The 25743-nt window shown below is 55.9% G+C and carries 21 protein-coding genes; 10 read left to right on the top strand and 11 right to left on the bottom strand.

The annotated features are described in order from the left end of the window. Nucleotides 1–143: 143 nt before the first annotated feature. From Q31a_RS15395 to trpD, 3 genes are read right to left on the bottom strand one after another with little or no spacing between them, the layout of a single operon-like run. The gene (locus tag Q31a_RS15395; RefSeq protein ID WP_231690774.1) at nt 144–1580 is read right to left on the bottom strand and encodes a sulfatase-like hydrolase/transferase; all 1437 of its coding nucleotides are present in this window, start codon (nt 1578–1580) and stop codon (nt 144–146) included. Nucleotides 1581–1584: 4 nt separating this feature from the next. Continuing rightward, nucleotides 1585–2418, bottom strand: a complete 834-nt coding sequence (locus tag Q31a_RS15390) for a TrmH family RNA methyltransferase (protein WP_145079572.1) — start codon at nt 2416–2418, stop codon at nt 1585–1587. A gap of 30 nt (nt 2419–2448) precedes the next feature. After that, on the bottom strand, nt 2449–3471 hold the full coding sequence (trpD, locus tag Q31a_RS15385) for an anthranilate phosphoribosyltransferase (protein WP_145079569.1): 1023 nt from the start codon (nt 3469–3471) through the stop codon (nt 2449–2451). A 173-nt stretch (nt 3472–3644) separates the two neighbouring features. Between trpD and Q31a_RS15380 the strand changes: the two genes are divergently transcribed. The 3 genes from Q31a_RS15380 to Q31a_RS15370 all read left to right on the top strand — a co-directional run bounded on the left by Q31a_RS15380 (nt 3645) and on the right by Q31a_RS15370 (nt 6799). Then, on the top strand, nt 3645–4589 hold the full coding sequence (locus Q31a_RS15380; protein WP_145079566.1) for a nucleoside hydrolase: 945 nt from the start codon (nt 3645–3647) through the stop codon (nt 4587–4589). Between the two features lie 541 nt (nt 4590–5130). After that, nucleotides 5131–6180, top strand: a complete 1050-nt coding sequence (locus Q31a_RS15375) for a fatty acid desaturase family protein (protein ID WP_145079563.1) — start codon at nt 5131–5133, stop codon at nt 6178–6180. 256 nt (nt 6181–6436) lie between these two features. Next, on the top strand, nt 6437–6799 hold the full coding sequence (locus Q31a_RS15370; RefSeq protein WP_145079560.1) for a hypothetical protein: 363 nt from the start codon (nt 6437–6439) through the stop codon (nt 6797–6799). 164 nt (nt 6800–6963) lie between these two features. Here the strand turns inward: Q31a_RS15370 and Q31a_RS15365 are convergent, their stop codons facing one another. Next, nucleotides 6964–7638 (bottom strand): toprim domain-containing protein, encoded by a 675-nt coding sequence (locus tag Q31a_RS15365; RefSeq protein WP_145079557.1) that lies wholly within the window; start codon nt 7636–7638, stop codon nt 6964–6966. Nucleotides 7639–7749: 111 nt separating this feature from the next. Here Q31a_RS15365 and Q31a_RS30225 point away from each other — a divergent pair, with 111 nt between their 5' ends. The 4 genes from Q31a_RS30225 to Q31a_RS15350 all read left to right on the top strand — a co-directional run bounded on the left by Q31a_RS30225 (nt 7750) and on the right by Q31a_RS15350 (nt 12651). Continuing rightward, nucleotides 7750–7887, top strand: a complete 138-nt coding sequence (locus tag Q31a_RS30225; protein WP_197355306.1) for a hypothetical protein — start codon at nt 7750–7752, stop codon at nt 7885–7887. A 122-nt stretch (nt 7888–8009) separates the two neighbouring features. Next, nucleotides 8010–8219, top strand: coding sequence for a zinc-ribbon domain-containing protein (locus tag Q31a_RS15360; RefSeq protein WP_145079554.1), 210 nt, complete (start codon nt 8010–8012; stop codon nt 8217–8219). Nucleotides 8220–8255: 36 nt separating this feature from the next. Then, nucleotides 8256–9722 carry a sulfatase gene (locus tag Q31a_RS15355; protein WP_145079551.1) on the top strand — a complete coding sequence of 489 codons (1467 nt, stop codon included), beginning with the start codon at nt 8256–8258 and terminating at the stop codon, nt 9720–9722. A gap of 346 nt (nt 9723–10068) precedes the next feature. Then, nucleotides 10069–12651 (top strand): PSD1 and planctomycete cytochrome C domain-containing protein, encoded by a 2583-nt coding sequence (locus Q31a_RS15350; protein WP_197355305.1) that lies wholly within the window; start codon nt 10069–10071, stop codon nt 12649–12651. Here Q31a_RS15350 and Q31a_RS15345 read toward each other — a convergent pair. Next, on the bottom strand, nt 12648–14315 hold the full coding sequence (locus Q31a_RS15345; protein WP_197355304.1) for a S41 family peptidase: 1668 nt from the start codon (nt 14313–14315) through the stop codon (nt 12648–12650). The two genes, Q31a_RS15350 and Q31a_RS15345, sit on opposite strands and share 4 nt — an antisense overlap. A gap of 1089 nt (nt 14316–15404) precedes the next feature. On the opposite strand from Q31a_RS15345, the gene Q31a_RS15340 reads away from it, so the two are divergent. Further along, entirely contained in the window at nt 15405–16709 is a 1305-nt protein-coding gene (locus Q31a_RS15340) for a hypothetical protein (protein WP_145079542.1), read from the top strand. A 162-nt stretch (nt 16710–16871) separates the two neighbouring features. Here the strand turns inward: Q31a_RS15340 and Q31a_RS15335 are convergent, their stop codons facing one another. The 6 genes from Q31a_RS15335 to Q31a_RS15310 all read right to left on the bottom strand — a co-directional run bounded on the left by Q31a_RS15335 (nt 16872) and on the right by Q31a_RS15310 (nt 22032). After that, a complete protein-coding gene (locus Q31a_RS15335) occupies nt 16872–18383 on the bottom strand; it encodes a sulfatase family protein (RefSeq protein ID WP_197355303.1) in 1512 nt (503 codons plus the stop codon). A 120-nt stretch (nt 18384–18503) separates the two neighbouring features. Next, a complete protein-coding gene (locus Q31a_RS15330) occupies nt 18504–19439 on the bottom strand; it encodes a ThuA domain-containing protein (RefSeq protein WP_145079539.1) in 936 nt (311 codons plus the stop codon). A gap of 232 nt (nt 19440–19671) precedes the next feature. Then, a complete protein-coding gene (locus Q31a_RS15325; RefSeq protein ID WP_145079536.1) occupies nt 19672–20085 on the bottom strand; it encodes a TadE/TadG family type IV pilus assembly protein in 414 nt (137 codons plus the stop codon). Between the two features lie 9 nt (nt 20086–20094). Further along, nucleotides 20095–21132 (bottom strand): VWA domain-containing protein, encoded by a 1038-nt coding sequence (locus Q31a_RS15320; RefSeq protein ID WP_145079533.1) that lies wholly within the window; start codon nt 21130–21132, stop codon nt 20095–20097. Nucleotides 21133–21138: 6 nt separating this feature from the next. Beyond that, a complete protein-coding gene (locus Q31a_RS15315) occupies nt 21139–21570 on the bottom strand; it encodes a TadE/TadG family type IV pilus assembly protein (protein ID WP_145079530.1) in 432 nt (143 codons plus the stop codon). Nucleotides 21571–21624: 54 nt separating this feature from the next. Next, nucleotides 21625–22032, bottom strand: a complete 408-nt coding sequence (locus Q31a_RS15310) for a hypothetical protein (RefSeq protein ID WP_145079527.1) — start codon at nt 22030–22032, stop codon at nt 21625–21627. Nucleotides 22033–22636: 604 nt separating this feature from the next. Between Q31a_RS15310 and Q31a_RS15305 the strand changes: the two genes are divergently transcribed. Together Q31a_RS15305 and Q31a_RS15300 are read left to right on the top strand one after the other, a co-directional pair. Further along, entirely contained in the window at nt 22637–23407 is a 771-nt protein-coding gene (locus Q31a_RS15305; RefSeq protein WP_145079524.1) for an ABC transporter ATP-binding protein, read from the top strand. Next, on the top strand, nt 23392–25728 hold the full coding sequence (locus Q31a_RS15300; protein ID WP_145079521.1) for an ABC transporter permease subunit/CPBP intramembrane protease: 2337 nt from the start codon (nt 23392–23394) through the stop codon (nt 25726–25728). Before Q31a_RS15305 ends, Q31a_RS15300 begins: the two co-directional genes overlap by 16 nt. Nucleotides 25729–25743: the final 15 nt, after the last annotated feature.

Here is a 25743-nt window from a genome sequence, read left to right as displayed (position 1 = left end):
CTTGGCTGGCAGCTTAAACCACTGGGCCCCGCCCCCAGGAGCACTACTGGCGGATGCGTGGTTCCGCGACGGAGTCCGGGGCGTGTGTCGTTGGATAGCGACGGCCCCCAGAGGACGCGACGGCCTCAAAGGGATGGCTGCGGCTAGCGTTCTTCCTGAGCGGTACTCAGCATCGGGTCGTCCATGCTGTGCATTAACTTCGCGAGTTGATCTTTCAAATCGGAAACGCGTTGGGTCTGGTCAGGGTTCGCAGCTAGATTGGTAATTTCATGCGGGTCCTCTCGAAGATTGAACAGTTGGTAGGTATCCCCCTTGGGATAGTGCACCAGTTTGAAATCACCAGCGCGAATCATGCGTTGCTTGTTGGGCATGTATGCCCCGTAGATTACGTCGTATTGTTGTTGGCGTTGACCTGCAATGATGGGCAGTAGGCTTTGGAACTCAAGCGTCTCAGGGCGGGGTGCACCCGCCCAGTCAATTGCCGTGGCGGTGAAGTCCTGGACATAGACGGGAGTTTCAATTCGCTTGTCTGCAGGTATGCCGGGACCAACGACGATCAAAGGCGCCTTCATGCTGTGCTCGAACATGCTTTGCTTTCCGAGCAGGCCGTGCTGGCCGCATGCCAAACCATGGTCGGCCGTCATCACGATGTAGGTGTTGTCGGCTTGTCCGGTGGACTCGAGCTGTGCCAAGATGCGTCCGATCTGCACATCCAAGTGAGTGATCAAGGCGTAATATTCTTGGCGATGCAATTGCACCGCTTCGGGCGTGCGTGGCCAGGGGGCGAGACGTTCATCCCGCAAGGATTTGCCCGCTCCCATAGCTTCCATGTAGGGATATTCCGGCAAGAAGTTGGCTGGGATCTTCAAATCTGTGCGATGGTACATTTCCACGAATTCACGAGGCGCTTGACGCGGATCGTGAGGGGCATTGAAGGCTAAGTACATGAAGAACGGTCGCGGGCTCTTGGCTGCCTGCTCGAGGAAATCTTCGGCATCGTCAGCGACAACTTCGCTCCAATGTTTTCCACCTTCCCAGAAGCCTCCCAAGGAGGGATCCCAGGGGCTCCAGTCCCCCTTTTCGTTAGGGCGTTGGTAGCTGGCTTCCACGGTCTTGGGCATGCCAGGACGAACGTGCGTGACGTGATCGTAGATCTTGTTGGCATCGATTTTGACGTGCCATTTGCCCGTCATGTAGGTCTCATAACCGGCATCGTGCATGACTTGGGGGATCATCCGGCGGTGCCGCGCCTCTTCAGCCAATTCATTGTCGACTTGATGGGCCCGCCATAGAAAACGGCCCGTGTTCATCATGGTTCGACTGGCAACGCAAATCGCGCCGTTCCAGCCTCCCATGTTGTAAGCATTCGAAAAAGAGACGCCGCGTTTAGCCAATTTATCGAGATTGGGGGTGATGACCTCCGTATTTCCTAAGGCTGCGATCGTGTCAAAACACTGGTCGTCAGTGAACAGCAACAGGATGTTCGGCTGTGCGGCCTCTTGGGCCTGAACCGACTCTAGTTGGAGACCGACCATGATGGCCGTGCATAGTAGTAGGCAACGTATCCCGCCGTAACGCATCGAGCTATTCCTCTTGGGCAATTGGAGGCTGGAGAACCGGTGCAAGCCGGCAGAAGTAGTGGAGGACAATGCCTGCCGAGACGCAAACATTGAGCGAATCGGTGGCTAGTTCCATGTTGATTCTAATGCGTCGATCGGCCACTTGTTGCACATCCTGAGGGATTCCGAAGCGTTCGTTTCCAAATACGATCATGACCGGGCCGCTACGGCTGGCGGTTTCGAGGGGCTCCGAGGGGGCCTGGAGACTCGTGGCAAGCGTTTCGATTCCCCTTTGCTGTTTGAGCCATTGGATGTCGGCCACGAAATCCGTTGAGCGGATGACGTCCAAGTGCAATACCGTTCCCATGGACACCCGCAGGACGCGACGCGCCAGCGGGTCGGCAGTTCCCGGGCCGATCAATACCCGCTGGATCCCTAGCCCCGCGCAGCAGCGGAGAATGCCACCTAGGTTCTCCGGGTCCTGGACACCGATCACCGCCGCAATGGTTTCTTGATCCTCGGGGGGGGCAAGGAAAGAGTCGCGTACCGAGCGAATGGGCAATCGATAGCCGCAGCCGATGACTCCGCGGTGGAAGTCGAAACCGACGATCGACTCCACAAAATCATGCTCCACAAGCAGAACGTCGACATCTTCGGGGAGCATATCGCGGTAGTGGGAGAAGTACTTTCGATCCAGCAGGACACTTTTTGTACCATAGGGACTCAGCAGCAGCTGCTCGACCAATAGCGGACCTTCAGCGATGAAAATGCCGCTCTGCTCGGTCCAGTTCCGGCTGCGTATCTCTCGGTACGGTTCGAGCAACGGGTGTTGAAGTTGATCGATGGTGTACTCGGGCATGGGCGCAGAACTCCTTCGTGGCTTGCTATGCTACTTGTGGTGAGTGGCCTGCGCCAGACTTTGCAACAGGTTGCGTGCTTGCCCCGAGTCAATGGCATCGGCGACTTGGGCGGCGCACTGCTTGAGATCGGCACTGACATCGGCCACCCATAATCCAGCCGCTGCATTGAGGACAACCACGTCGCGTTTGGGCCCTTTTTCGCCGTCGAACACCGCGCGGATGCAAGCCGCGCTCGAAATGGGGTCATCGGCAAACAACCCGCTCCGGTCGGAGGCGGGAAGGCCAAAATCGGCTGGAGTCCAAAGGTGTTCCTCGATGCCTTGGGGAGTGATTTCCAAGACTCGGGTGGGGCTGGTAAGACTGATCTCATCCACGCCGTCGTGTCCCCGCACCACGACCGAACGCTGTGTACCGAGTTGCTGCAAGGCTCCTGCCATGACATCGACGAGTTCTTCGGCCCCCACGCCCAAGACCTGCCGATCTGCTGCAGCCGGATTGGCCAAAGGTCCCAAGCGATTGAAAATGGTGGGGTGTGGGATGGACTGCCGCACGGGCCCCACGTGCTTCATGGCCGGATGATAGTGGGGCGCAAAGCAGAAACAGATGCCCAACGACTCCAAGCAGCTCTCCACTGTCTCTGGCGGAGCCAACAGGTCGATTCCCAGTTCTTGCAAGACATCTGCTGAGCCGGTACTGCTGGTGATCTTGCGGTTGCCATGTTTGGCAACTGGCACCCCGGCCGCAGCAATGGCCAGTGCGGCAGCCGTGCTAATGTTGAAGGTTTGGGAGCCGTCACCACCGGTGCCGCAGGTATCCACGAGCGGCCGCAACGTTGTCTTGACGGGCCGCATCGAATCTCTCAACGCGCTGGCGGCGCCCGTCAGTTCATCGACCGTCTCTCCCTTTTCTGCTAACAGAACTAGGAACTTACGCATTGCCTCAGGCTCGGCGTCGCCGCTGAGCAACCATCCAATGGCATCGTGCATTTCTGGTCGGCTGAGATTCTGATGCGATTGGAGAGTGGCAAGAAGTGAGCTAAAATCGTGCGACATGAGGCGAGCTATGAGCTTAGGCGGTTCAGTGGAAGCCAGCGCAAGATCCAATACCGCTGGCCTAGTGTGGTCGAATATAACGCAGTGACGCAGAATCACCATGGCGGAACTAGGGGGTGTTCGGTCATACTAGTCGCTCTCACCGCCGGAGAAGGTACTATTCAGGATGAAAAATGGCACGAAAAGTTATCATTGACTGTGACCCCGGAATTGACGATGCGATCGGCTTGTGCATGGCATTGTTTGACCCGCGACTCGAAGTCGTGGCCATTACCGCCTGTGCTGGCACCGTGGATGCCGACCAAGCCACGCAAAACGTGAGGGCGCTGGTCGAAAACCTCGATCCGCCTCGCATGCCGCGGATTGGTTCGGCCCTGGAGGCTGAAGCGGGCGCTGCGGTCAATAATGGCACGCTGCTCCATGGGGACGACGGGTTGGGGAATTCGAATTGGCTCCCCATCTCTCGCCAGCATTCAATGCCCAGTGATAAACTGATCTCGGACTGTTTGCGAACTGACCCAGGAAAAATCACCATCGTGACCATGGGACCGTTGACGGGAATCGCCAAGGCCATAAGCCGAGACCCGGCGATCGTGCCAATGGTAGACCGCATCGTCATCGCCGGCGGTAGCGTAACGGGAGTCGGCAACGTTACCGCCACCGCGGAATTCAACATGCACTTCGATCCGTTGAGTGCGCGAGCCGTTTTCCAATCGGCAACCACGAAGAGCTTGATTCCACGCGAGTTGTGTGATCAGCTCAATTTCGGCTGGGAACTCGTCGAAAAGCTGCCTCCGAATTACATGAAGGTGGGGAAGGTGTTGCATCAAATCGTGCCACACCTGTGTCGCACGACGCGACAGCACCTGGGCCAGGAAACCATTGAATTGCACGCCGTACTTCCGATCCTGATGCTCGTTGAACCCATGCTATTCGACTGGGAGGAAATGGCTGGAGATGTGGAAGTGAATGGGGATTTGACCCGCGGTGCGACCGTTTTTGACCGTCGGACGCCGCGGAAGTGGCGGCCCAACATGGAAGTCGCTACGTCGCTCGATGCCGATGCGATTCGCGATGCCTTTTACAATTGCCTCAAGTTCGCTGCGCAGAATTCCTGAATCTCCGGGCGAAAACTATCCAACGAGTCGCTGCAGGCCAGATCGTGATTTCGGTCGCGATTTGAGACGGGGCAAGCAGTATCCAATGTGTGGTACCCTCTGCAGTTCAGCTGAGGAGAGAGCAAAATTCCGGCAGATGCCGAGCGTTTTGGGGCTGATCTTCGCAAGTGCTGCCCTCCGATTCGAGTTCGGGGAGCTATTTTGGCAAATCCAACTGGTTTGGCTTGCATTGCTACCGCTTCGCATGCTGCGGTACGTTACGATGATGCCTCGTTGGGCCATGTTCCCATTGACGCACTCTGCTGGCACAGCGATGTCTCGCATTACCTATGGAGCGTGAGTGCTGCGTGGGAAACTGGCATCAGTAGCGTGATTAATGAGGTTTACTTGCGAGTTGTTTATCAGAACAACTCGAGGAGTTGAGCCTCACAGCGTCTGCGCGAGAGAATGGAGCGTCCTACCGCACATCGTCTTCAAAGCGAAATGTGCAGGAGACCGTTTTCAAAGCAGGCTATAACGTCGGAATATAGGATCATAGAGCTTGAGCACCGTTTGGATGGAACCTGCCGTGGACACGGAGTCCCAGTCAGAGTCATCGCGAGCAAAAGCGGCCGCCCGCGATCTGCTCATCGCGAGTAAGTTTTTTGCACAAGAGAGACGTGGGGCAAGTTGGTGGCATTTGAGTTCGACTCTGGCCGCACTTGTGATCACCGCTTCCGTTGCTGCATGGGGTGGTGCGGCTTGGCTGCGCATCTTGGGAAGTCTTCTGACCGGGTTGATCTTGGTTCGGATGTTTATCCTTTACCATGATTATCAACACCATTCGATCCTCAGGAACTCCCGCCTGGCGAGTCTGATTTTGAGCGTCTACGGATACTTGATGCTGACCCCACCAAGTGTTTGGAAGCGTTCTCACGACCACCATCATCGCAATAACTCCAAGCTGTTTGGCGCCAGCATTGGTTCTTTTCCGATCATGACGACCACGAACTACAAACTTGCTTCGGGGTGGGAAAAGTTTGAGTACCGCTTAGCCCGCAGTCCGTTCGTGATCTTGTTTGGCTACCTGATCGTATTCCTGTTCGGCATGTGCGTGCGGCCTCTGTTGATGGATCCCCGTCGACATTGGGATGCCCCCCTGGCGGTGGTGCTGCATGTGGGGGTAGCTCTGTTGCTGGCTTACTGCTCCGATTGGCAAACGAGTTTGTTGGTGTTGATCTTGCCTACCTGGGTAGCAACGTTCAGTGGGGCCTATCTGTTCTACATTCAGCATAATTTCCCGGCCGCCAAGATTCGGAAGAACAATGAATGGAGTTACGCGGATGCAGCTTTAGCCTCCTCGAGCTACCTTGAATTGGGGCCGATTATGCACTGGTTGACGGGTAACATCGGATACCACCATGTTCATCATCTGAACGCCAAAATCCCGTTCTACCGCCTGCCTGAAGCAATGGCGGCATTGGCGGAGCTGCAATCCCCAGGGAAGACGTCCCTGCGAATTCGGGATATAATGGGCTGTTTGCGACTGAAGTTATGGGATGTGTCGCAAGATCGGTTTGTAACCTTTGCGGATGCGGCCGCTCGGGGCTGAACTGCAGCATCTGCCCCTTAGGATTCATTTTCTAGCGCGCCTCGTTCTTCAAAATGGTTATAATGGCTTTCAGCACAACGCATTATCGCGCCCTGAAGCCGAAATCGCAGGACATTTCATTCTCACCTTGATGGGAATGTTGGCGTTTTGCTAGCTATTGTTTGTGGCAGTTCCTAGGGAGTTCCTGTGACCCCATTGATGGTTTGCCTTCGTTATTATTTGCGATTTGTCGCTGGATTCTTCTGAAAGTTGATTTATGTCCGTACAAGAAAAGACACGTTGGAAGAACTGGGCTGATAACTTGCGTCAAGAGATGATGACCAGCTTGACCTCCGAAGTTACCAAGACTGTGGACGTAATTACCGAAGAGACAGCCACGTCCAAGGCGGAAAGCACGCTGCATAGCGTCCGTTTCTGGAAGGCTTGCCAAGCCGGTAAGAGCCCGAACGACACCTTGTCGGTCGCTGGCTTCGAGATCGACTTTGAGCCCGAAGACGACAAGAAGGTCCACGAGGTCACACTGCGGTTGAACAAGACGTGGATGACCATTTTGCAACGCGTTCTCGATCGCTCTCGCAGCGGACGCAACGGTGGCAAGGCTGTTTTGCAGTCGTCCTGATTGACCCCATGAAGGTCGGTTGAATCGGTTCAACGAGCTTGCCGTTCGCCGGCAGTGCTTGATATCCTCGAGGGAAGTCGACTTAATTCGCCCGAAGCGACTTCCTCCATAGCGGCCAGATTTTGGATGCAGCGGCTCAGCCGCTGCTCGCCCCCCCTGGCCGCTTACGCTGGCTGAGCGGAATGTCGAAAAATCCGCAGCGCTGCTTCAGCGTCTCGCGCCCCCAGCCGTACTAGCTTGCGACTCGCCGGATTAATGCAGGTGGACTTCAGCGTGCTTGCCGGAAAGTTGGCCAGCCCTCGGAAGTAGCTGCGACCGGTAATGGTCAGGCCCGCTTGTCGCACGTCCCGCATGAGCACACCAAGCTCGGGTTCTGTGTAGGCGTAGAAGGTCTGCTGACCAGAGGGCGAACCGGTCGTGACCTCGAACAGAGGTGTTTGCGTTCTATAGACGTGCCCTGAGTCTAGTACTGGACGCAGAAAACGATAGAAGAATAGCAACATCAGCACCCCGCAGTGTATCCCGTCTGCATCGGGATCAAATAGGAATACGATTCGGGAGTACTTCAATTTTGAGGTTGAGGCCGGATCCCTTAGGCTGACCCCCAAGGACTCGCAGAGCGTGCGAAACAGAGGAGAGTTTTCCAGTTTCGCAGTGGACGCCTTCATTGCGTTCATCGGTTTTCCCTGCATGGGCAACACGGCCTGGTATTCAGGATTTCGCAGCTTGACGACTGCATCTGAGGCAGAATCCCCCTCCACGATCAGCAGTTCACTGCTGCCAGCCGGCAAGTGCTGGAGGCAGTCGCTGAATTTTCGCGGATTCTTGGGTGGGAACATGTTAGGTAGTCCATCAATCGGGGAATGAGTAGAGTATCTTCACGGTGTCTGGATTCTGGCGAGGTCCCGTGACACCTTCGGTCACCGATCGGGAAATCGCAGGAATGTGCCATGGCATCCAGCAGAGACCGCAACCAGATGGCCACTGGCGGAACAGCGCATGGTGTGACTGCACCGCCCTGCCCGACCGCCGCTGGCTTGTGGCTCGTCAGCGTCCCAGACACGTTCCAGACACATGATGTGGCCTGAAGAAGTTGGGCACTGGAGCATGTCCCCGCTGATACGGCGAAAGAGATTCGGTACGGCGGAACCGCAGGCGAGTCGACCAGCGGTGAAATATCGCCCAGACCAAACCCGAGAGGAGAAAATTGTTGGAGTGGGAAACGGACGAAGAGACAGAGACAGTCATTTGCAATAATTGTGGAGCTGACGTGTATGCGGATGCCGATCGCTGCCCTGCGTGCGGCCACTACCTGCTCGATGATGAGTCGGCGGCCTCGTCGCAGCCCAAGTGGGTCATCTTGACGGTGGGCATTCTGCTCACTCTATTTGCCTACTGGGTGTTAGCACCTTTACTGTAAGGCCAGGCCTGACTGGCGGATTTTGGGGGACGACTGATGCATTGGCCGACGATCGCGAAGAGTTTAAGTGGCCTGGTCATTGGGCTCGCGTTCAGCTTACTTCCCTGCCGAGCGGCCCCGCCGGACCGCCCCAACATCCTGTTCATCTATATCGACGACATGGGGGCTGGAGATTGTGGTTTCACGGGGACCGACTTCTATGAAACGCCCCACATCGATCGACTTGCGAGCGATTCCGTCGTCTTCCGCAATGGATACGCTGCGGCAGCCAATTGTGCACCATCCCGCGCCTGCCTACTGACTGGGACGTATTCGCCGCGGCACGAGATCTATAACGTGGGAACGGGCCTGCGTGGAAACCCAAAGTTCAGTCGACTTCGGCATATCCCAGGAACCGATACGTTAAGACCGGAAATCGTCACCTGGGCCGAGAGGATCCGGTCGGCTGGCTACGCAACTGGCATCCTAGGCAAATGGCATTTAAGCCAAGATCCACTGGATTATGGTTTCGATGTCAACATTGGCGGTACGCATGCGGGCAGCCCGCCCAAGGGATATTTCCCACCTCATCCCAATGCCCCCGGCTTGGAAGTCACAGGCGAGGAGGAATACCTGACGGACCGTTTGACGGACGAAGCCGTCTCCTTTATCGAAGCCAATCAAACGCGTCCTTGGCTGCTTTATCTGTCGCATTTCGCCGTCCACACGCCGCTCCAAGCTCAGCAGAGTAAAGTTGCTAAGTATCTGGAAAAGCCGAAAGGTGAAATTCATGATCACGCCATGATGGCGGCAATGATTGAAAGCGTGGATGATGGGGTCGGTCGGCTAATCGCAACGCTTGATAGGTTGCAGTTGACCGAGCGAACGATCATCGTCTTTTCTTCTGATAACGGTGGCTATGGTCCGGCCACCAATATGCATCCCCTCAAAGGTTACAAAGGAACGTACTATGAAGGTGGCCTGCGCGTCCCGTTTTTCATCAAGTGGCCTGGCGTAATCCTAGCGGGCCGAACCTCTGATGTTCCCGTTTGTAATATCGATCTTTACCCGACCTTCTGCGAGATGACCGGGGTTACTTTGCCGGATCCCACGCAGTTGGACGGAATTAGCCTAGTGCCCCTACTGGCCGAGGATCGGGAGTTGCCAGAACGTCCACTCTACTGGCACTTCCCTGCCTACCTCGATAGCTACTCGCGTCGTGACGAACAACGCGACCCCCTCTTTCGTGCTCGCCCCTGCAGTGTGATCCGTCTTGGAGATTGGAAGTTGGTCGAGTATTTTGAAGATGGGGCAATTGAGCTGTTTAACCTGCGCGACGATATTGGCGAGGCTCACAATCAGGTTAACGAACGTCCCGCACTGGCTCGCGAGTTGCATCAGAAGTTAATCGCATGGCGTGTGGCAACTTCGGCGCCTGTACCGACCGAACCGAATCCCCGCTATCGCCGCCAGGCGGAAGCAAAGGAGATTGCCAGACTGTCTGGACGTTTGCAGCAGGACTAACAGTCGCCTTGCCAAAGCAGCTTGTATTGCCAGCCAGTTCGGAAGATAATTGATGCACACGGGCAGCTATCACGCGCCCAACCACCGGTCGGGCTGGTGCAGCTAACTGCGCCTCCAGCTTTCATTTACGACCGGGATGCCGCCACTTGAATGTCCTACCTTCGCGGTTGCCACCAACGCACCTTCCCTCCCACCAATAAGTACCCGCATGTCGCCTTGCACACGTTCAGCTCACGTTTGCTTCACTCCGTCATTTCTTCAAGAAAGCGGCCGCAGCACGGTCGATGGGCGGGGCCTAATACATTGTATCGGGGCGGTCGCTATCACCTGTTGTCTATTCGTAAGCATGACTGGCGCTCAGGAATCCGAGAGCAAGGTTGCACCCCAAGACGCTGAGGATACTTCCCTCTTCACCGACCGAGTCCAGCCACTGCTGGAGGCCCACTGTTTGGAGTGCCACTCGCACGCCTACGATGAAGCGGAGGGCTTGCTCATGCTCGATTCCTTGGCCGCAATGACGGCGGGTGGATCTCGCGGGCCGTCCTTGGTCGCTGGGAAGCCCGAGGCGAGCCTACTGTTTCAGGCACTGACCTACGCGGACACCGATTTGCAGATGCCTCCCAGCGAGAAGTTGTCGGAAGAAGACATTGAAGTATTCCGTTCATGGATTGCAACTGGAGCAAAGGTACCGCCAAGCTTCCAGGGTTCGGTTGCGACGGGAGGCCCTCAGAAATCCACCGCTGAGAATCACTGGGCATATCAGCCGCTGCGTAGCGGTGAGCATGCTACGTCGGCTGAGGTGGATGCGGCCACGGGGAATCCCATTGATCGGATTGTGTCTGCCAAGCTCGAGACGCGAGGATTACAGCTCTCTCCTAGAGCCGACTCGAGAACGTTGCTACGGCGGCTGAGCTACGACCTCACTGGCCTTCCTCCGAACCTGCACCAGTTTGCTGAGTTTGAAGCGAGCCAGCTCGCCGGGCAGGATATGCTTCCGACGGTCGATCGACTGCTGGCTTCGCCTCAGTTCGGTGAGCGTTGGGCCAGACACTGGATGGATGTATCGCGTTACGCAGATAACAAAGGGTATGTCTTTCAGGAGGATCGCGAATATGCCGAGGCGTATAAATACCGAGATTGGCTAGTCCGTTCTCTGAACCAAGACATGCCTTACGACGCGTTTATCCGTTACCAACTCGCGGCGGACTTAATTCCAGATGCATCCCCTGCTGATCTACCGGCACTTGGTTTCCTCACGTTAGGCAGACGCTTTCTTAACAATAAGCTGGACATTATTGACGACCGATTGGACGTCGTAACGCGTGGTTTGATGGGCATGACCGTCGCCTGTGCACGTTGTCATGATCACAAGTACGATCCCATCTCCCAGAAGGACTACTATTCCCTATTTGCTGTCTTTCTGAATACCGATGAACCAGGTGGAGAGCCCTGGCCTCACCGGTTAGCCGATTCCGAAAAAGAGCGGACGGCGCATGTGCTTTTGCGTGGAGTCCCTGGAAATAATGGCGAGGTGGTTTCGCGGCGGTTCGTGAGCCTTTTGAACCCCTCCGAAGTCCCGTTCGGCGAGGGAAGTGGTCGACTGGACTTGGCTCGGGCCATCGCTTCTCCCACCAATCCTCTCACCGCGCGCGTGTTGGTGAATCGGGTCTGGATGCAACTTATGGGAACGCCGTTAGTAGACACGCCTAGCGATTTTGGGACGCGCAGCACTGAACCGGAATACCTCGAATTGCTCGACTCGCTGGCTGAATCCTTTGTTGCCAACCAGTGGAGCATCAAGCAGCTGATTCGACACATTGTTTCCTCGAGAACCTACCAGCAGAGCAGCCTCGAGATTCAGCCAGGGAAGGACGTGGATCCCGCCAATCGCCTTTACTGGAGGATGAATCGAAAGCGGCTAGATTTCGAATCGCTGCGTGACACACTTCTTAAAGTTACGGGGAACCTTGACGAGAGACTCTACGGTCAAGCGGTTCCCATTGACCAATTGTCGGGAGCGCTCCGCAGAACGGTCTATTCCTATATTGATCGACAGAATCTGCCCAGTGTCTTCCGCACTTTTGACATGGCGAGCCCCGACACACACACTCCCAAGCGGCCACAGACCAGTGTGCCTCAACAGGGATTGTATTTGATGAACAGTGATTTTATTGCGGAAATCTCACTCCGCTTAAGTGAACAGCCCGAGTTCAGCGATGCGGAAGTCGACGCGGCCGAGAAGGCCAATCGGCTGTTTCAGCAGATTCTCGGCCGAGCAGCCACCGAGCAAGAAATTCAGCTGGCCGTGGAACTCACCGAGCAGGCAGAACAGGCGGCACCCGCTGAACTTGCGGAGCGTTGGATCTACGGTTACGGACCGTTCGATGTGTCTAATGCTACACTTCAGTCCTTCACTCGCTTGCCAATGTTCATCGCAGAGACCTGGCAGGGTGGCGCCGAGTTGCCAGATGCAAAGCTAGGTTGGTGTAAGCTCAGTGCACTGGGAGGGCACCCAGGTAATAGTCAAGAGTTCGCGGTCGTCCGGCGGTGGGTCGCGCCACGCAGTGGTACGGTTTCCATCCGCGGCAACTTGAACCATCCCGCTGCGGAGGGTGACGGAGTCCGCGCCAGTCTGCTCTCCGGAGGGAAACTCATCGAGCAGTGGACTGCCCTTAACCAGCGGATGCCGACTAGGGCTCAGGGGATCGACGTTGAGCAGGGCGCCGTGCTCGATTTTGTGACCGATTGCATTAGCTCTCCCAACCACGATTCGTTCGAGTGGAAGGTGGCAGTGCAGTACCGTGAAGGGACGCCCAAGGAGTTTCGATCGGAAGCGGGAGTCCCGCAGCCGCCCAAAACTCCGATGAATCCTTGGGCCCTCTTGGTCCAGGCCCTGTTAACCACGAACGAGCTTGCATTCGTGGATTAGTTGCGGGTCACCTGGGCGGTCAGAATTTGACGTCGTGCCTGTTCAATCCCTGCATGCAGAGTTCGATCGGTTGTCGAGGTGGGCGGAAGAGCCACATGCCCCTCGGCAGGCTTGGCGACGAACCGGACTTCCTCACTGTTGCTGGCATCGATCGCAACGGTCGGTCGAACACCTTGGTCACTAATCGCTCGTCCGCTTGGCGAGTAAAATTTGGACACGGTCAAACGAATTCCACTCGACAGTGCCTTGGTGTGGAATAAGCCCTGCACGCTGCCTTTGCCGTAGGAAGTTTCTCCTACCACGACGCCGCGGCGATTGTCAGCGATGGCACCTGCTAGGATTTCGCTGGCACTCGCACTGTCATGGTCGATTAGCACGACCAAGGGAACCTGCCAAGTTCCTCCGCGAGTAGCTGAGTAGTTTTGGTTTTCGATACCGTTTTTACCGCGAGTGCTGACAATACTGCCTTCGGCTAAAAAGCGATCCGCAACTGCGACCGATGCGTCGAGCCATCCTCCTGGATTCCCACGCACATCGATAATCAAGCTTCGCATGCCGGCACGGTGCATATTCCACAGAGCTTCGTCGAGTTCCGGTGCTGTTGTCTTCTGAAAGCTACTGATTTTCAGGTAGGCGATTCCCTCGTTCGGCTCGATGATCTGAACATCTTCGACGCTAGGTACTTCCACACGACGACGTGCAACGGTTCGTTCGAAAACTTCACCAGTGGTGCGACGCATGACCAACCGGACCTCCGATTGATCGGGGCCGCGGAGGAGGTCGGCAGCCTTTTCAGCGCCCACGTCTTCACACACGACTGAGTCAATCTTGAGGATTAAATCCCCCGGTTGCATGCCAGCTTCCAAGGCAGGACCGCCAGGAATTACCGAGAGAACTCGCAAGGGAACTTCGTGAGGCTGCAGAGCAATACCGAGGCCTACAAAATTGCCCTCAATTTGGGATTCCACTTCTCCAAGTTCCGAGGAAGACAGGAACGAAGAGTAGGGGTCGAGCAGTCCTATAGCACCGAACACAAACTGCATGACAGTCGCTGCCGGTGGAATTCGCAGTTGTTGCTGGGCAGTGCGGGCGGCCTCGGCGACAACATTGCGTGCGTCGGCATGGGTGGTGATACGATTGGCGAGTGTTTGCTTATGGATAGAGGTTCGAAAGAACTCGATTTGCTCAGGTGACTGCGCTGCCAAGTAGCGTTCGACGAATCCGGGCTCCGTCAAAGCGACTTCCAAATAGGCGGTACCGCCACGAATCAATTCATTGAGATTCACCGGCTCTACGTAGCTCGTCTCCAATCTCGCTAGAACTTCTGAATAGAGTTCCAGTGCATCTGCCACCGATACCCGGTTGATAATATTGGAAATGGAACCGTCGTTGCATCGCCGGATTACATCATAGTGCAGTCGGCAGATTAGCAAGCGACGACTGATGTCAGCGTTTTCGAGATAGGAGCGGTGCGCCGCCTCATAGTGCTGAATCGCTTTGATCCAGTCTCGTTGCTTTTCAAACTCAATCCCAGCGCGAATCAGTTGATCCACGTCTTGCGCTGGACGGACTTGAGGCGCTGGGCCTTGAGCGTGAGCGTGAAATGCGGGTACACAGCACGACACCATCACTGAAAATAGGGTGCTTCGAACAATGAAAGTCATTCGCTCGCTTCCAAAGGGTTGACTTCGTGGCAACATGGAAAAGCGATTCCTGCAAAATGCCGCCAGGAACGAATGCGTTCGTTCGTGCTCGCGGGGGACAGGGAAGTCGCATTTGGGCAGGCACCTCGCAGCCAGTCCGAACCGAGTTGGCCCCCTAAACAAGAGTCCCACCCGGGTTCCTATGACGTGCTACCATCCATGCACGAAGTCGGCCCGAGGAACTATAGGTCGCGGGAAGTTATCAGTCAAAAATTCGCTCTAAGATTTTCAGGTGAGCATTCCGCTTGATCGATAGAATCCGAGCTTGGTGGGTGGACCTTGACGGCTACAGCGACTGTGGCGCCACCGCCATCCGTGGGAGCACGCAGGGAAGCCCGCATGTGCTCAGACAGCTAGTTCCCGAGATACGCCGCCAGACCCGATGGCAAGGTCGAACCCCCTGTAGGAGCTGTGCGTGTCCCAGGCACCTTGGCCGCCGCTGCAGTGGTCGAATCGCGATTGGGGCTCTTGGCTTCGCCACATACTGATGCGTGCTACCGCCTGGGACCCCCGACAAATTATTCCGTCCGATGGGCGCTGGCGATCTGAAAGATGCGAATGCACGTGGCCGCTCTTCGGGCCAATGCGACGCGGCGTCTCTCCCCGCAGACGCCTATCATTTCGAGTCGCTGAACTATCGTTTTGTGCGAGCTGCACTGCGCCGAAGGTTGTATCGATGAAGTGCTACACCCGATTTTTCGTCGGACTGCTTGCCCTAGGCGGGGTATTTATGCCGCGCATTGTTAAGAAATCAGCTTCGTTTACGGCTTTTCTCCAATGAGGCGTTTGTAACCTTTTCATCCATCAATTAGCATCTAGATGTCCCGCATTCGATACAGCCCTCCGAAGCGCTGAGTCCAGGGCATTCGCGAGGCCGCCCTAGAAAATGTGCGGTGCGCCTATTCACTGCTCAATGCTAGAGTGCTACAGTTCATTGACCGGAGGCAAAGGATGCCCAGCCGCCAACAACAGTGCAGCTTTTCAATTCCGTTGGTTGGCAGTTCGCTCCCTGTTCATTAGCGTGTGCCCAGTTCTTTAGCGTGTGGTAGTATGGAAAAACCAAGTCGTCGTAGCGAGCGTGGGAGTGGGAAGTCGAGCCGTCGAGAGCGTGAGTCGGATTACTACGACGCGGTACACGCGAGCTTAAGTCAGGATGAGTGGCTGGGTGCCTACCTGATGCGGAGGATGCGAACGAGTCGACGTACGTTTCAACGTTCTGTGCTGCACTTCTTCGGCAGCGTTCTCGTCCTGGTCGAAATTCCTATCCTGTGGTTCCGGCACAATTGGCGAATTGCGACCCTTACGACGCTGGGCATGGGGATTTTTGTGGCCGGCGTTTACTTCGCCAAGGACTACATCCAACCCGCTCGAAAGCGAGCGCCGGTGGCCCATTTGACCGGCTTGGCATCCGCCGACGCGGCTGAGCGCTTGGATGCGCGTCCGTGGGACGAAGTCGATAGTGACGACCAAGAGGTCTCGGCCGACGATTTCAATGCTGCAGCAATTGAGACTGCAAGCGACCGTTCCACCGCTATCGGTGGCCGCAATGCGTCGGCGCCCGACTCCCGCCCTACAGAACCCAGTCCGACAAGTCGGATTGGCGAGTTGAACGGTGCTCCTTCTAGTCCGGTTGCGAGTGTGGCGCCGCCTCCGGTGAGTTCCGCATTGCGGAATGAGCTTGGGCAGTCGTTCCCACGCCCCATAGATCCACCTGCCGCCTTCCCGTCTAACAAGGTCTTGTGGGAAGACCTACTGATCGAAATACAAGGCCAGACGGATGCAGCAGCATACAACGAGGCGATTGCAACACTTCAAAATGCAGTGCATCGCGAGCCGAACTTTCAAACGGAAAGCAGTCGGTTGCTGCTAACTGCGCTCTACTTAGGAGCCAAGCAATATCCGCGAGCCGGTCAGCTGTTGTCGCACCAAAAAGTTGCGGATCCGCATAGCGATCTGTGGAGTTTGCTGCTGACTTGTTGGTTGCTACACGCTCCGGCAGATTCGAGAACCGAGGTCTCCAACCGGCTCTCCAGTTTGGCAGGGCTGCAACCCGAAAACTACCGTGGCTACCATCGCGTGCTGACGTGGATTGAAACTCGCAATGGGGATGCTAGCCTGGCGGCTGAACCTCTGCCGGAGGATGAGGCGACCTATTGTGATGACCTGTTCGTCTCGTTGGCCTGTCGGTTTGCTGGTCAGTCGGATCTAGCTCGAACGAGGCTTCAGGCTGCTGAACTGAAGCTGAACGATGCGCTTGACCAACGCAATTTGCGAAACCGGGCCACAGCGATCCCGGCTGAAATTGGGGAACGCATCCTTCGCAAAGCGATGGTCGCATACGGGAGTAGCCTCTAGAGGTGTGCTGGCTTCAGGAACCTGTATGAGCTCGGCTCGAATCAGAAAAATGCATTAGCGTTCCAACACTGGGTGGCATGGCCCCGGTTCGACGCTTCAACACGAGGCGGTTCGAGTCGCAAGTGTCTGCCCTGATGGCGATATGCCGCGTGGCATCCCGCTTCAATCCCTTCCGTTCAATACTGATTGGTATTCAGGACGTTGGCCCCAACTCTTTAGATAGGGCTGATAACGCTCCTGAGTCTCCCAGCGGCTCGGTTCCGGATTCTCCGCATTGACCGACTGTTCGGGGTAATCCAAGCCGGAGAGGCTGCGGTTGAGGCTGGTTTGCCAAGCTTGCATGTCAACCAGCATGCGCCGGGCTATGCTCGGATTGGCTTCGAAGAGATCCTCGCTCTCTCCAGGGTCTTGTTCCAGATTGTACAGCTCGTAGTGTTTCGAAGCCTTGCCCAGTTGTAGCAATTTGAATTCGTTATCGATAATGGCGAACTCATCTTGGTAGCTAAAAGGGATCACCTTATTGCGTCGCTCGGTGGCTCCGCGCAGGATTGGCCATAGACTTGTACCATCTTGAACGCCTAAGAGAGAGTCGGCTTGGGCACCAACCAGTTCTACCAGGGTCGGTACCATATCCATCACACAGGCAGGGAACTTGGCGATGCGAGTAGGTTCAATGTGGCTTGGCCATTCGACGATTGCTGGAACGCGCACACCTCCCTCGTACAACTGTCCTTTGAAACCACGCAGCCCTCCGACGGTCTCAGGCGTAATCTTCGGTAATCCTCCGTTGTCGCTGCAGTACCAAACTAGCGTTTCGCGCTCGATGCCCAGGCTGCGAAGTTCGGCTCGCAGACGCCCGATACTGCGGTCCAGGGCAACCAATTCTCCATAGTGGTTCCGCGATGTTTCGTTGAGGTCCATGAACGGTTCGGTGTCGGCATCTAAGGCTACGAAGGGAGAGTGCGGCGAACCGAACCAAATCACTGTAAATGAAGGTCGTTTTCGTGCTGCCTGGCCCGCGATGAATTGGAGTGCCTCCTCTACGACAATCTCCGACGAATCACCACGGAAGTCCTCGATGCGCCCGTCACGACTCAGTAGCGGATTGCGATCGAAGAAGTTGGTAACGGAGAGCCAGTGGTCAAATCCAAAATTTCCGGGATGGTGGCTGTCGCTGCTTAAGATGGGGACTCCCGGTCCACGCAGTCCGTTGAGATGCCATTTGCCGAAATGCCCAGTACTGTACCCGGCTGCTTGCAACGCTTGGGGTAAGGTGCGTTCCTGCAAGCGTAGAGCGTAACCATGCGATTCCACTCCCGTTCGGCGGTTGGAGCGGCCGGTCAGAACGCTCGCACGCGTTGGCGAACAGACAGGAGCACCCGCATAGAAGCGGTCGAAACGTGCGCCCGCCGCCGCCATTTGGTCGAGATTGGGAGTTTTCAGGCGGGGATGATGGTTGTAACTCGTTTCCCCCCACCCCTGATCGTCGGCCATGACCAGCACAATATTGGGGCTCTGCGGGGATGCCGCGTCCTGATCTTCTCTGTCTGCCGCAGGGGCATCCTGCGGGTTGGCAAGCAAACTAAGGCTGGACGTGAACAATCCCCAACAGAAAATTCCAAACCAGCCGAGTTGTGCTGCAGCGGGGGGGATCATACAGCGGATGCGTCGCATTTTAAGCCCATTCAAACTGGAGTCACTAAGATTGCCTGAAGTGACAATTCTAGCAGCTTCTCATACCCGCATCCGCTATGGGCAATTGCAGAGGATCCCGAGTAAGTGGGGCAAGGATCTTTACCGACCTTTGGGATCCAGATTCGCATCGATCGTTCCAGGAGCCAGGTTCGATTCGACGCCTTGGGGCGGAACGTCTGCTTTGGTTAGCCATACCAACGCATTAAGGACGATTTTTCGGTAGTCGTCATTGGACCAATTGTCGTGGTAGTGGCCACCGGTAAACCCCATACCTCGTCCACCGTCGGCACGTTCGACGACCCACATCATAGCCTCGGCGCGGGAACGGTTCGCTTCAATGTGCGGATAGGGTCCGTGGGGATAGACGTAGGGGCCCGCGCGCACTTCGTCGGAAGGCGCCGCTACCAAAATGGGCGTGAACTGAACTCCCTCGCTGGCTGCCGCTTCATTGCCAGACAGATCGTTCAGGAATCGGATATTGAAGTACCACTCATCTTTGATCTGAAAGGGCTTTACGCCGTTGGCCACGGGGTGATCAGGAAAAGAGGTGAAATGGGGTTCCCACATTGGGTTGCAGGAAAACATGTGTTCGTAGTGGCCACCGATCCAGTGAATAAATTCCTTGCCGGCTTGCTCTGGCACAACTTCGACACCGTAGTGCATGCAGCCGATGCCGACGCCGCGGTCAGCGAGCTTTGCGGCGAGTTTTAACCGGCGGCCGTCTTCTTGCACTAGCTCGTGTCTCGGCCCACCATCCATATAGAAGACGACTGCATCTGCATCCTCAAAAATGGCCTCATCCTCGGGCCAACCATTGAGCACAAACTGCGATTCGACCGTCGGCAGATCGGCCAGGCATTGGTTGAGCAACTGGACACCCGCATTGAACTCATGCATGCGAGGCGGGTGCGAGGGTTTGCCAGCCACGATGACCAATTTCTTGGGACCATTCGTCTCGGGGGCTTGCGCCTTGATCACGCTAGACAGCTGACAACTCGCTAGAGTTGCCAACAGGAGTATCCAACTTACTTGCATCGTTCGGCTCCGAAAGGACTAGGCGGCGAACGGCAGATACGCTCCCGCCTTGGGACCATTTGTAAGGGAAGAGTCCAAGAGGGCATGGATGCTAGGATTTGCGGATCCGCCGGTCACCCAGTTTGAGTTAGGTTGGGAGCATTGTAATCGAATTTGCCCTCGTCTAAATCGGAAACGCGTCGCCGCTGAGCGACTTTCCACAGAGCGCCGAACGAGGGGCAGTGGCGAGAGGCTATTCTCGAGTCAATTCGCAGCGACGGCTGATGACTAGCGAGCCAGTGAAGTTCGCAATGCCCATTGTGTTTTGGCTGTAGGGAACGGAAATATCGATTGCAACGGTGTCGGTCGCCAAGTTTAGGTTGGCTGGGGTTACCACAACCTGTGCACCGTGCACGCTGCACACATCGAGGATGCGATTGGCGGCAGCTTGGCATTCGGCCGCGGTGGCGCCAGGGATGATTCCCACGCGGGCGCCTTCGTAGGCCGCGGCTTCTGCGGTATTGAGGACCATGTTGGCGTGCCCCAATTCAAGTGCGGCGAACAGCAGTAGGAACAACAGGGGAGCAGTCAATGCGAACTCAACTGAAACGACGCCGCGCCGATTCTCATTTTTGCGCCGCCAAGAGAATTTCTGAAACTGGTACATAGTGGTTTTCTAATCAATGAGAGTAACAGAGAGCGTGCGGGCAATTTCTTCAAAAGCGGCTGCTAGATCGGCTGCATCATCGGCATGGATATGGATGCCACCAACGGTCGCCTGCGCCACTTGTCGCATGAGGTTCTGATTGGCTCCGGAGCTGAAGGTGATGGTATGGACGGTCTGCCCACGGGCAACCGCTGTATTGACGGTTGTGGCCGGACTAGGCCCAGTGTTCTGCTGACCATCGGTCATGATAATTATGACTTTGGCGGCAAAATCGCGGCGGTTTGCATCCTGCGTTAGCGAATTGCTGCCCGTTAGCAGCCCGTTTCCGATCGCCGTTAGGCCATTCGCATTGAACGTGGCGACCCGAGCGCGGATCGATGCAAAGTTGCTGGTGAGCGGTATCAACTTTTGAGCGGTTGTGGAGTAGGTCGAGAGCGAGACGATCACATGCGGACTGCTGCGTTCGATCTCATCGAGAAATACATTGACTGAGTCTTTGAGGGCTTGGATGCGAGTCACACCGCCGGAGCGGGTGCTCATGGATCCCGAGACGTCCAAAACTAGAGCCACGTCCATGACGCTGGCGGCCGCAGTAGCCGATTGCACCGGCTGGAAGGGTTCAGGGGTAAACAGGCGGGCAAAGAATAGGCGTACCGATCCATTCACCGAGCTGTCTTCGCGCCGTCCGTTAACCCGCACGGCGTTGAAGGGAGCTTGGTTGGATAGAAAGTCGAGGCGACCGTTGGCATTGCGTTGGACGCCACCAATTTCGATGTCATCGGCCTCCAGCACGAGGCCTTCGCCAGCCACAATATTCTGCAGGGCGATGTTGGCAGCGGTGGCCCGCGCCAAATCGGTATCTTGAGTTCGTGACAGCACCTCCGAACCAGCTCGGGCGGCTGCGTCGGTGGCGGTTCTTAGTTCGGCTCGGACCATGTGCATGTAGGCCACATCAATACTGAATACGGCGCCAACAAGCAGGATTACCAGTACCGCAGCGACCAGAATTAACATGGCGCCGCGACGGTTGTGGGGGGGGCATCTCACTACAGGCTATTCCTTATTCATGGTGGCTTGTGCTTGGATAGTTAGGCCGTTGAATGGCCCAATTCCGGTGATGCTGCGAGAGTCGCCGGGAGCAGACACGCTGACCGTAAACGGTGTCCCAGGGGCAAGAGCGTCCACATCGGCCGGTGTAAAGGTAAAGGTTGGGTTGTCGATGCGCCGAGCGGCCAAGACCTGCCGTCCAATGACTTCAGCCTGAGCCTGGGTGGTCTTCACCCGCGCCGATGCTTTGCTGGTTTCGTAGGCAGATTGCACGAGCGCCTGTCGCACGAAGAGCATGTTTGCGCCTTCCAGCGATGCAAAAATCATCAGCCCAAGAAACGGCAAGCACACAGCCAGTTCGACGATCGCCGTACCACTGCGATTCGGTGGGGGAGCCTTATGGCGACCACGCATTTTGCGTGATGGGAGAAGCAGCATGTCTAGATTCTCTCAATATTTCAGTGAAGCGTGCATTCGTGGTTGAGACTGAGGCTAGGCGCCATCGATACGACGCGCTGCGCGGTTGAAGTCATCGGAGATTTCGCTCCAAAAGTCGTTGTCTCGAAATTGCAATTCTGCGACTTTCTCGCCATCGGCTAACATGCGAATTGAATTCCTGAGTCGGATGATCGGCCCAACGAATCGGTGGCTAAGTTTGACGGTGTCATAGATGAACGTCGGAACGATCGCCAGCATCAACAGAATGAAGAACCCATACTTGCTCCAAAGATGCTGCAAGTGCTCTGCAAATGTGATGTTGGGACCCGTCGTAAAGAACTCGATCGCAAACAAGGAGATCAAGGAAAGAAAGAAGAACACGCACCAGTGCAGTAGCACGCGTTTTGCTAATGCGCCTTGAACAACGCTATCGACAAAGAGCTTTCCGCGGTGATTGGACATAAGGATTTTCACTTTCAATTCGACTTAGTTGGGGTGGAGTTCCGAACGGGGCAACAGCCGCCTATCGGTCATTCCATTGCATTTCAAGTTCATTTCCATTCAATTCAACAGTGCTCTCTAGCCAACTGCGTGCGAAGGTCGCTGCTCCATAGCCGCGACCGCAATTGCACTAGTAAGGGAATCTAGGTCGCACTACCGGATTGGGTGAAGAGTGCGAGCGTTGCTCTAGCAGGAAGTTCTCAGGAGGCAAGTGGAGTTTGAGGGACGTGCCGGATGTGCTGGTTTTCGCGATAATCCGAAATTCGTCGACTTCCGGTTGCTACTCCACACAGTCCGGCAGATGGGAAAACCGAATTCCGCTACAATGCTGGCTACAAGACTCAGGGACCGCTACGCCTTTGCTTGATGTGGCAGCCATCTCCATCCCATGCGGAGCGTTGTTCGGTTCAGGCGCTCGACAACGATTGGTGGCTCAAGCGAAGTTTTTTAGCGGGGATTCGCTGAGTGGGAAGGTTGCCGTGCAGTTGCGTGGAGAACCGCATTTTCGATTTTTAGTCGGAGCCAAGTTAGTGACGAATTGTCATCGACCAATAGGGATTCCCAATTGATTACAGCATCCGAATTGGTCAAGCGATTTGAGTGGGCCGGCCAACGCGTTGAAGCACTCAATGGCATCAACTTTTCTGTCGCCTCGGGCGAAGTCTTTGGATTGCTTGGTCCCAATGGTGCCGGCAAGACAACCACGCTGCGGATCGTAATGGGGCTATTGCGTCCCGATTCGGGGTATGCCGAGGTGGGAGGAATTCGCACCGGTCCCGACTCGGCCGCGGTTCGCGCCCAAATCGGCATGGTTTCCACCAACGATGGAGTCTACCCATGGTTGACCGTACGTGAGATGCTGCTGTATTTCGCCGATCTCTATGCAGTCCCAATGCAGCTCGCCAAACAGCGTTTAGAACAGATCTCAGAGCGTCTGGAACTTGGGCGATTTATCGACCAACGCTGCTGCACGTTGAGCACCGGGCAGAAGCAACGCGTCATCCTAGCTCGTGGATTGATGCATGATCCCCCAGTAATGCTGCTCGATGAACCGACCCGTGGCCTCGATGTCGTTGGCAGTCAAACCGTATTCCAATTCATCTCCCATCTGAAAGAGCTCGGGAAAGCTGTGTTGTTGTCGACGCACCGCTTAGATGAAGCGGAACGCGTGTGCGATCGATTTGGATTGCTGCATCGCGGTTGCCTTATGTACACTGGTACACTTCCCGAAATTCGCGAAGCGACCGGAAAGAAACACCTAACCGAGATGTTCTTAAGCATGATGCATCAAACCGATGTGAGCTTGCACGGAGACGACGTATGTCAGCCCGCGTAGGCCCCGCACGTTTGTTACGGATGTGTCTAAAAGAATTGCGAGAATCGCTGCGAGATCGTCGTACGATCGTAACGCTCGTGCTGATGCCGTTGCTGGTTTACCCACTGTTGAGCTTGGTGCTCAATCGAGTGCTGCTCACGAACTTTAGCGGTGATACCAAATTGACCGTTTCCATCGGCGTGGGGGCTGAGCTCAAGCAAAGCCAATTGCCGCGAGTGTTGGAGTTGGGCTATTCCTTGCTGATGGATCGCGAGAGCTCTCCCGTCTATCTCGAAGAGGTCGTCCAGGAGGGGCAGGCCGCGGCGGTACTCGAAGCAACGCCCCAGTTGGATGCTCTCCCCGAACCGCAGCTGATGGTGCTGCGCGATAGTGGCCGCGAAGCGCTGCGAAGTCGCTCGGTGGACGTGGTCATTACCCGACGCTCCAACAATTCGGATTCCAATCTCCCACATTCGGAGGCCGCGGATTCCACGCCTGAATTGGCAACCGAGCCAGATGCTCCAGACTCGGAGTCCGATGCGCTGCCACCGGCCGCATTGCAGCTGGGGAGTCCCGATAACGACACGATCGACCCGCAATCGGCGATGAGACTATTGGGCAGCTACGAAGTTCGCTATCGGCAGGGAGACCAGCAAAGCGAACGAGCTCTGCAATTACTCGAGCGGATGTTGGCAGCGGTCAACAACTTAGCGGCCGGGCAAGCAGCTGGGCCGCAGTACGATGCCCCCTTCCGCATCTTGGCAACTCCCGTGGCCATGAAGAGCAGCTATGCCGATATTCTGGCGACAATGGTGCCACTGGTCTTGGTGCTGATGACGATGGCGGGAGCAGTTTACCCCGCTATTGACTTGACCGCCGGCGAGCGCGAGCGGGGGACCATGGAAGCGCTGATCATTTCACCGACTCCTACTTCTGCCATTCTGCTGGCAAAGTATAGCGCGGTGGTCACCGTAGCTTTGCTGACTGCATTGGCAAATTTGGCAGCGATGACGATCACCTTGTGGATCAGCGGAATTGGTAAGTTGGTGTTTGGAGATGGCATCCTATCGGCGGGCGTCGTGGGCACGGTGTTGGTGTTGCTTGTGCTATTCACCATGTTTTTTGCTGCCCTGCTGCTAGCGGTGACGAGTTTCGCGAAGAGTTTTAAGGAGGCTCAAGCCTATCTCATTCCTCTGATGCTGCTGGCATTGACCCCAGGGGTGATGAGCCTCATGCCAGGCCTGAAATTTACTGGGATTCTCGCTACCGTTCCGCTGGTCAATATTGTCCTGCTCGCTCGACAAATCCTGCTAGGGACCGCTGAATGGAACACGGCGTTGATTGCCGTGATCTGCAATGCGCTCTATGCGCTGGCTGCCTTGGCGGTTGCTAGCCGCCTCTTTGGTTCAGATGCTTCCATGCATGGAAGCCAGGGGAGTTGGCGAGATCTGCTGATGCGGCCCGTGAAGTGGGCTAAGTACCCGACCGTCGATCAGATGGCGATGACCATGGCCGGAATGTTCCCACTGTACTTCGTTGCGTCGAGTGCGATTCCGGCATTGAGTTCCGAGATGTCTGATCGACTCTGGATTTCAGCCGTAGTCTCGTTTGCTCTCCTTATGTTTTTTCCCGCTTGCATTTGTTGGTACCGGAGAATCGCATTTGTGCCGACGTTCCGCTTAGCTTGGCCAACGCTTAAGCAATGGAGTTTATGGTTACCTGCCGTGCTGTTCTTGGGCGTATCGGCTTGGATGGCAGCGCACGAGATCTTTATTGCGGGCCGTGGGCTGGGTATCGGCTCACTGGAGCCCGATAAACTGAAACAAGTCATGAGCTTTAAGGAGCAGCTTCAACAAATGCCACTGTGGATCGTGTTGTTTGTTTTTGCGTTAACGCCAGCGGTCTGCGAAGAATTTCTGTTCCGCGGATTTGTACTGAGCTCTCTAAATCGCTATTCGGTGGCATGGTCCATTATCCTCTCGTCGATCCTGTTCGGACTGATGCACGTGGTGACCTCCAATGTCCTAGCGATTGAGCGTTTTTTGCCTTCAACGTTCATGGGACTTATACTGGCCTGGATCGCCTGCCGAACCCGGTCGCTGTGGCCAGGAATGCTCCTGCACTGTCTGCACAATGGTTTGTTGCTCTCCCTGCTGTACTACCAGAAGCAGCTGGAACGCATGAATTGGTTTGTGGAAGAGGAAACGCATTTGCCTGCGAACTGGCTGGTCTTGGGAGCGGTGCTGTTTGTGTTGGGCGGCATCATGATCTGGTTGACGACGCGTCCCAGCGTTTCAACCGTTGAAACACTCTCCCTTTCCCCCGTCGAACAACCCGCCTAATCTTTCTCCCTCGAT

This window comes from Aureliella helgolandensis (genome assembly GCF_007752135.1).
In the GTDB taxonomy this organism is placed as follows: domain Bacteria; phylum Planctomycetota; class Planctomycetia; order Pirellulales; family Pirellulaceae; genus Aureliella; species Aureliella helgolandensis.
The sequence above is the reverse complement of the archived record's forward strand: the minus strand, read 5'-3'. Positions and strand labels throughout refer to the sequence as shown.

What these genes read in the sequence shown, in the direction of transcription:
- Q31a_RS15395 (WP_231690774.1), bottom strand. Translation starts at nt 1,580, where the DNA reads ATGCGTTACGGCGGGATACGTTGCCTACTACTATGCACGGCCATCATG.
- Q31a_RS15390 (WP_145079572.1), bottom strand. Translation starts at nt 2,418, where the DNA reads ATGCCCGAGTACACCATCGATCAACTTCAACACCCGTTGCTCGAACCG.
- trpD (WP_145079569.1), bottom strand. Translation starts at nt 3,471, where the DNA reads ATGTCGCACGATTTTAGCTCACTTCTTGCCACTCTCCAATCGCATCAG.
- Q31a_RS15380 (WP_145079566.1), top strand. Translation starts at nt 3,645, where the DNA reads ATGGCACGAAAAGTTATCATTGACTGTGACCCCGGAATTGACGATGCG.
- Q31a_RS15370 (WP_145079560.1), top strand. Translation starts at nt 6,437, where the DNA reads ATGTCCGTACAAGAAAAGACACGTTGGAAGAACTGGGCTGATAACTTG.
- Q31a_RS15365 (WP_145079557.1), bottom strand. Translation starts at nt 7,638, where the DNA reads ATGTTCCCACCCAAGAATCCGCGAAAATTCAGCGACTGCCTCCAGCAC.
- Q31a_RS30225 (WP_197355306.1), top strand. Translation starts at nt 7,750, where the DNA reads ATGGCATCCAGCAGAGACCGCAACCAGATGGCCACTGGCGGAACAGCG.
- Q31a_RS15355 (WP_145079551.1), top strand. Translation starts at nt 8,256, where the DNA reads ATGCATTGGCCGACGATCGCGAAGAGTTTAAGTGGCCTGGTCATTGGG.
- Q31a_RS15350 (WP_197355305.1), top strand. Translation starts at nt 10,069, where the DNA reads ATGACTGGCGCTCAGGAATCCGAGAGCAAGGTTGCACCCCAAGACGCT.
- Q31a_RS15345 (WP_197355304.1), bottom strand. Translation starts at nt 14,315, where the DNA reads ATGACTTTCATTGTTCGAAGCACCCTATTTTCAGTGATGGTGTCGTGC.
- Q31a_RS15340 (WP_145079542.1), top strand. Translation starts at nt 15,405, where the DNA reads ATGGAAAAACCAAGTCGTCGTAGCGAGCGTGGGAGTGGGAAGTCGAGC.
- Q31a_RS15335 (WP_197355303.1), bottom strand. Translation starts at nt 18,383, where the DNA reads ATGCGACGCATCCGCTGTATGATCCCCCCCGCTGCAGCACAACTCGGC.
- Q31a_RS15330 (WP_145079539.1), bottom strand. Translation starts at nt 19,439, where the DNA reads ATGCAAGTAAGTTGGATACTCCTGTTGGCAACTCTAGCGAGTTGTCAG.
- Q31a_RS15325 (WP_145079536.1), bottom strand. Translation starts at nt 20,085, where the DNA reads ATGTACCAGTTTCAGAAATTCTCTTGGCGGCGCAAAAATGAGAATCGG.
- Q31a_RS15315 (WP_145079530.1), bottom strand. Translation starts at nt 21,570, where the DNA reads ATGCTGCTTCTCCCATCACGCAAAATGCGTGGTCGCCATAAGGCTCCC.
- Q31a_RS15310 (WP_145079527.1), bottom strand. Translation starts at nt 22,032, where the DNA reads ATGTCCAATCACCGCGGAAAGCTCTTTGTCGATAGCGTTGTTCAAGGC.
- Q31a_RS15300 (WP_145079521.1), top strand. Translation starts at nt 23,392, where the DNA reads ATGTCAGCCCGCGTAGGCCCCGCACGTTTGTTACGGATGTGTCTAAAA.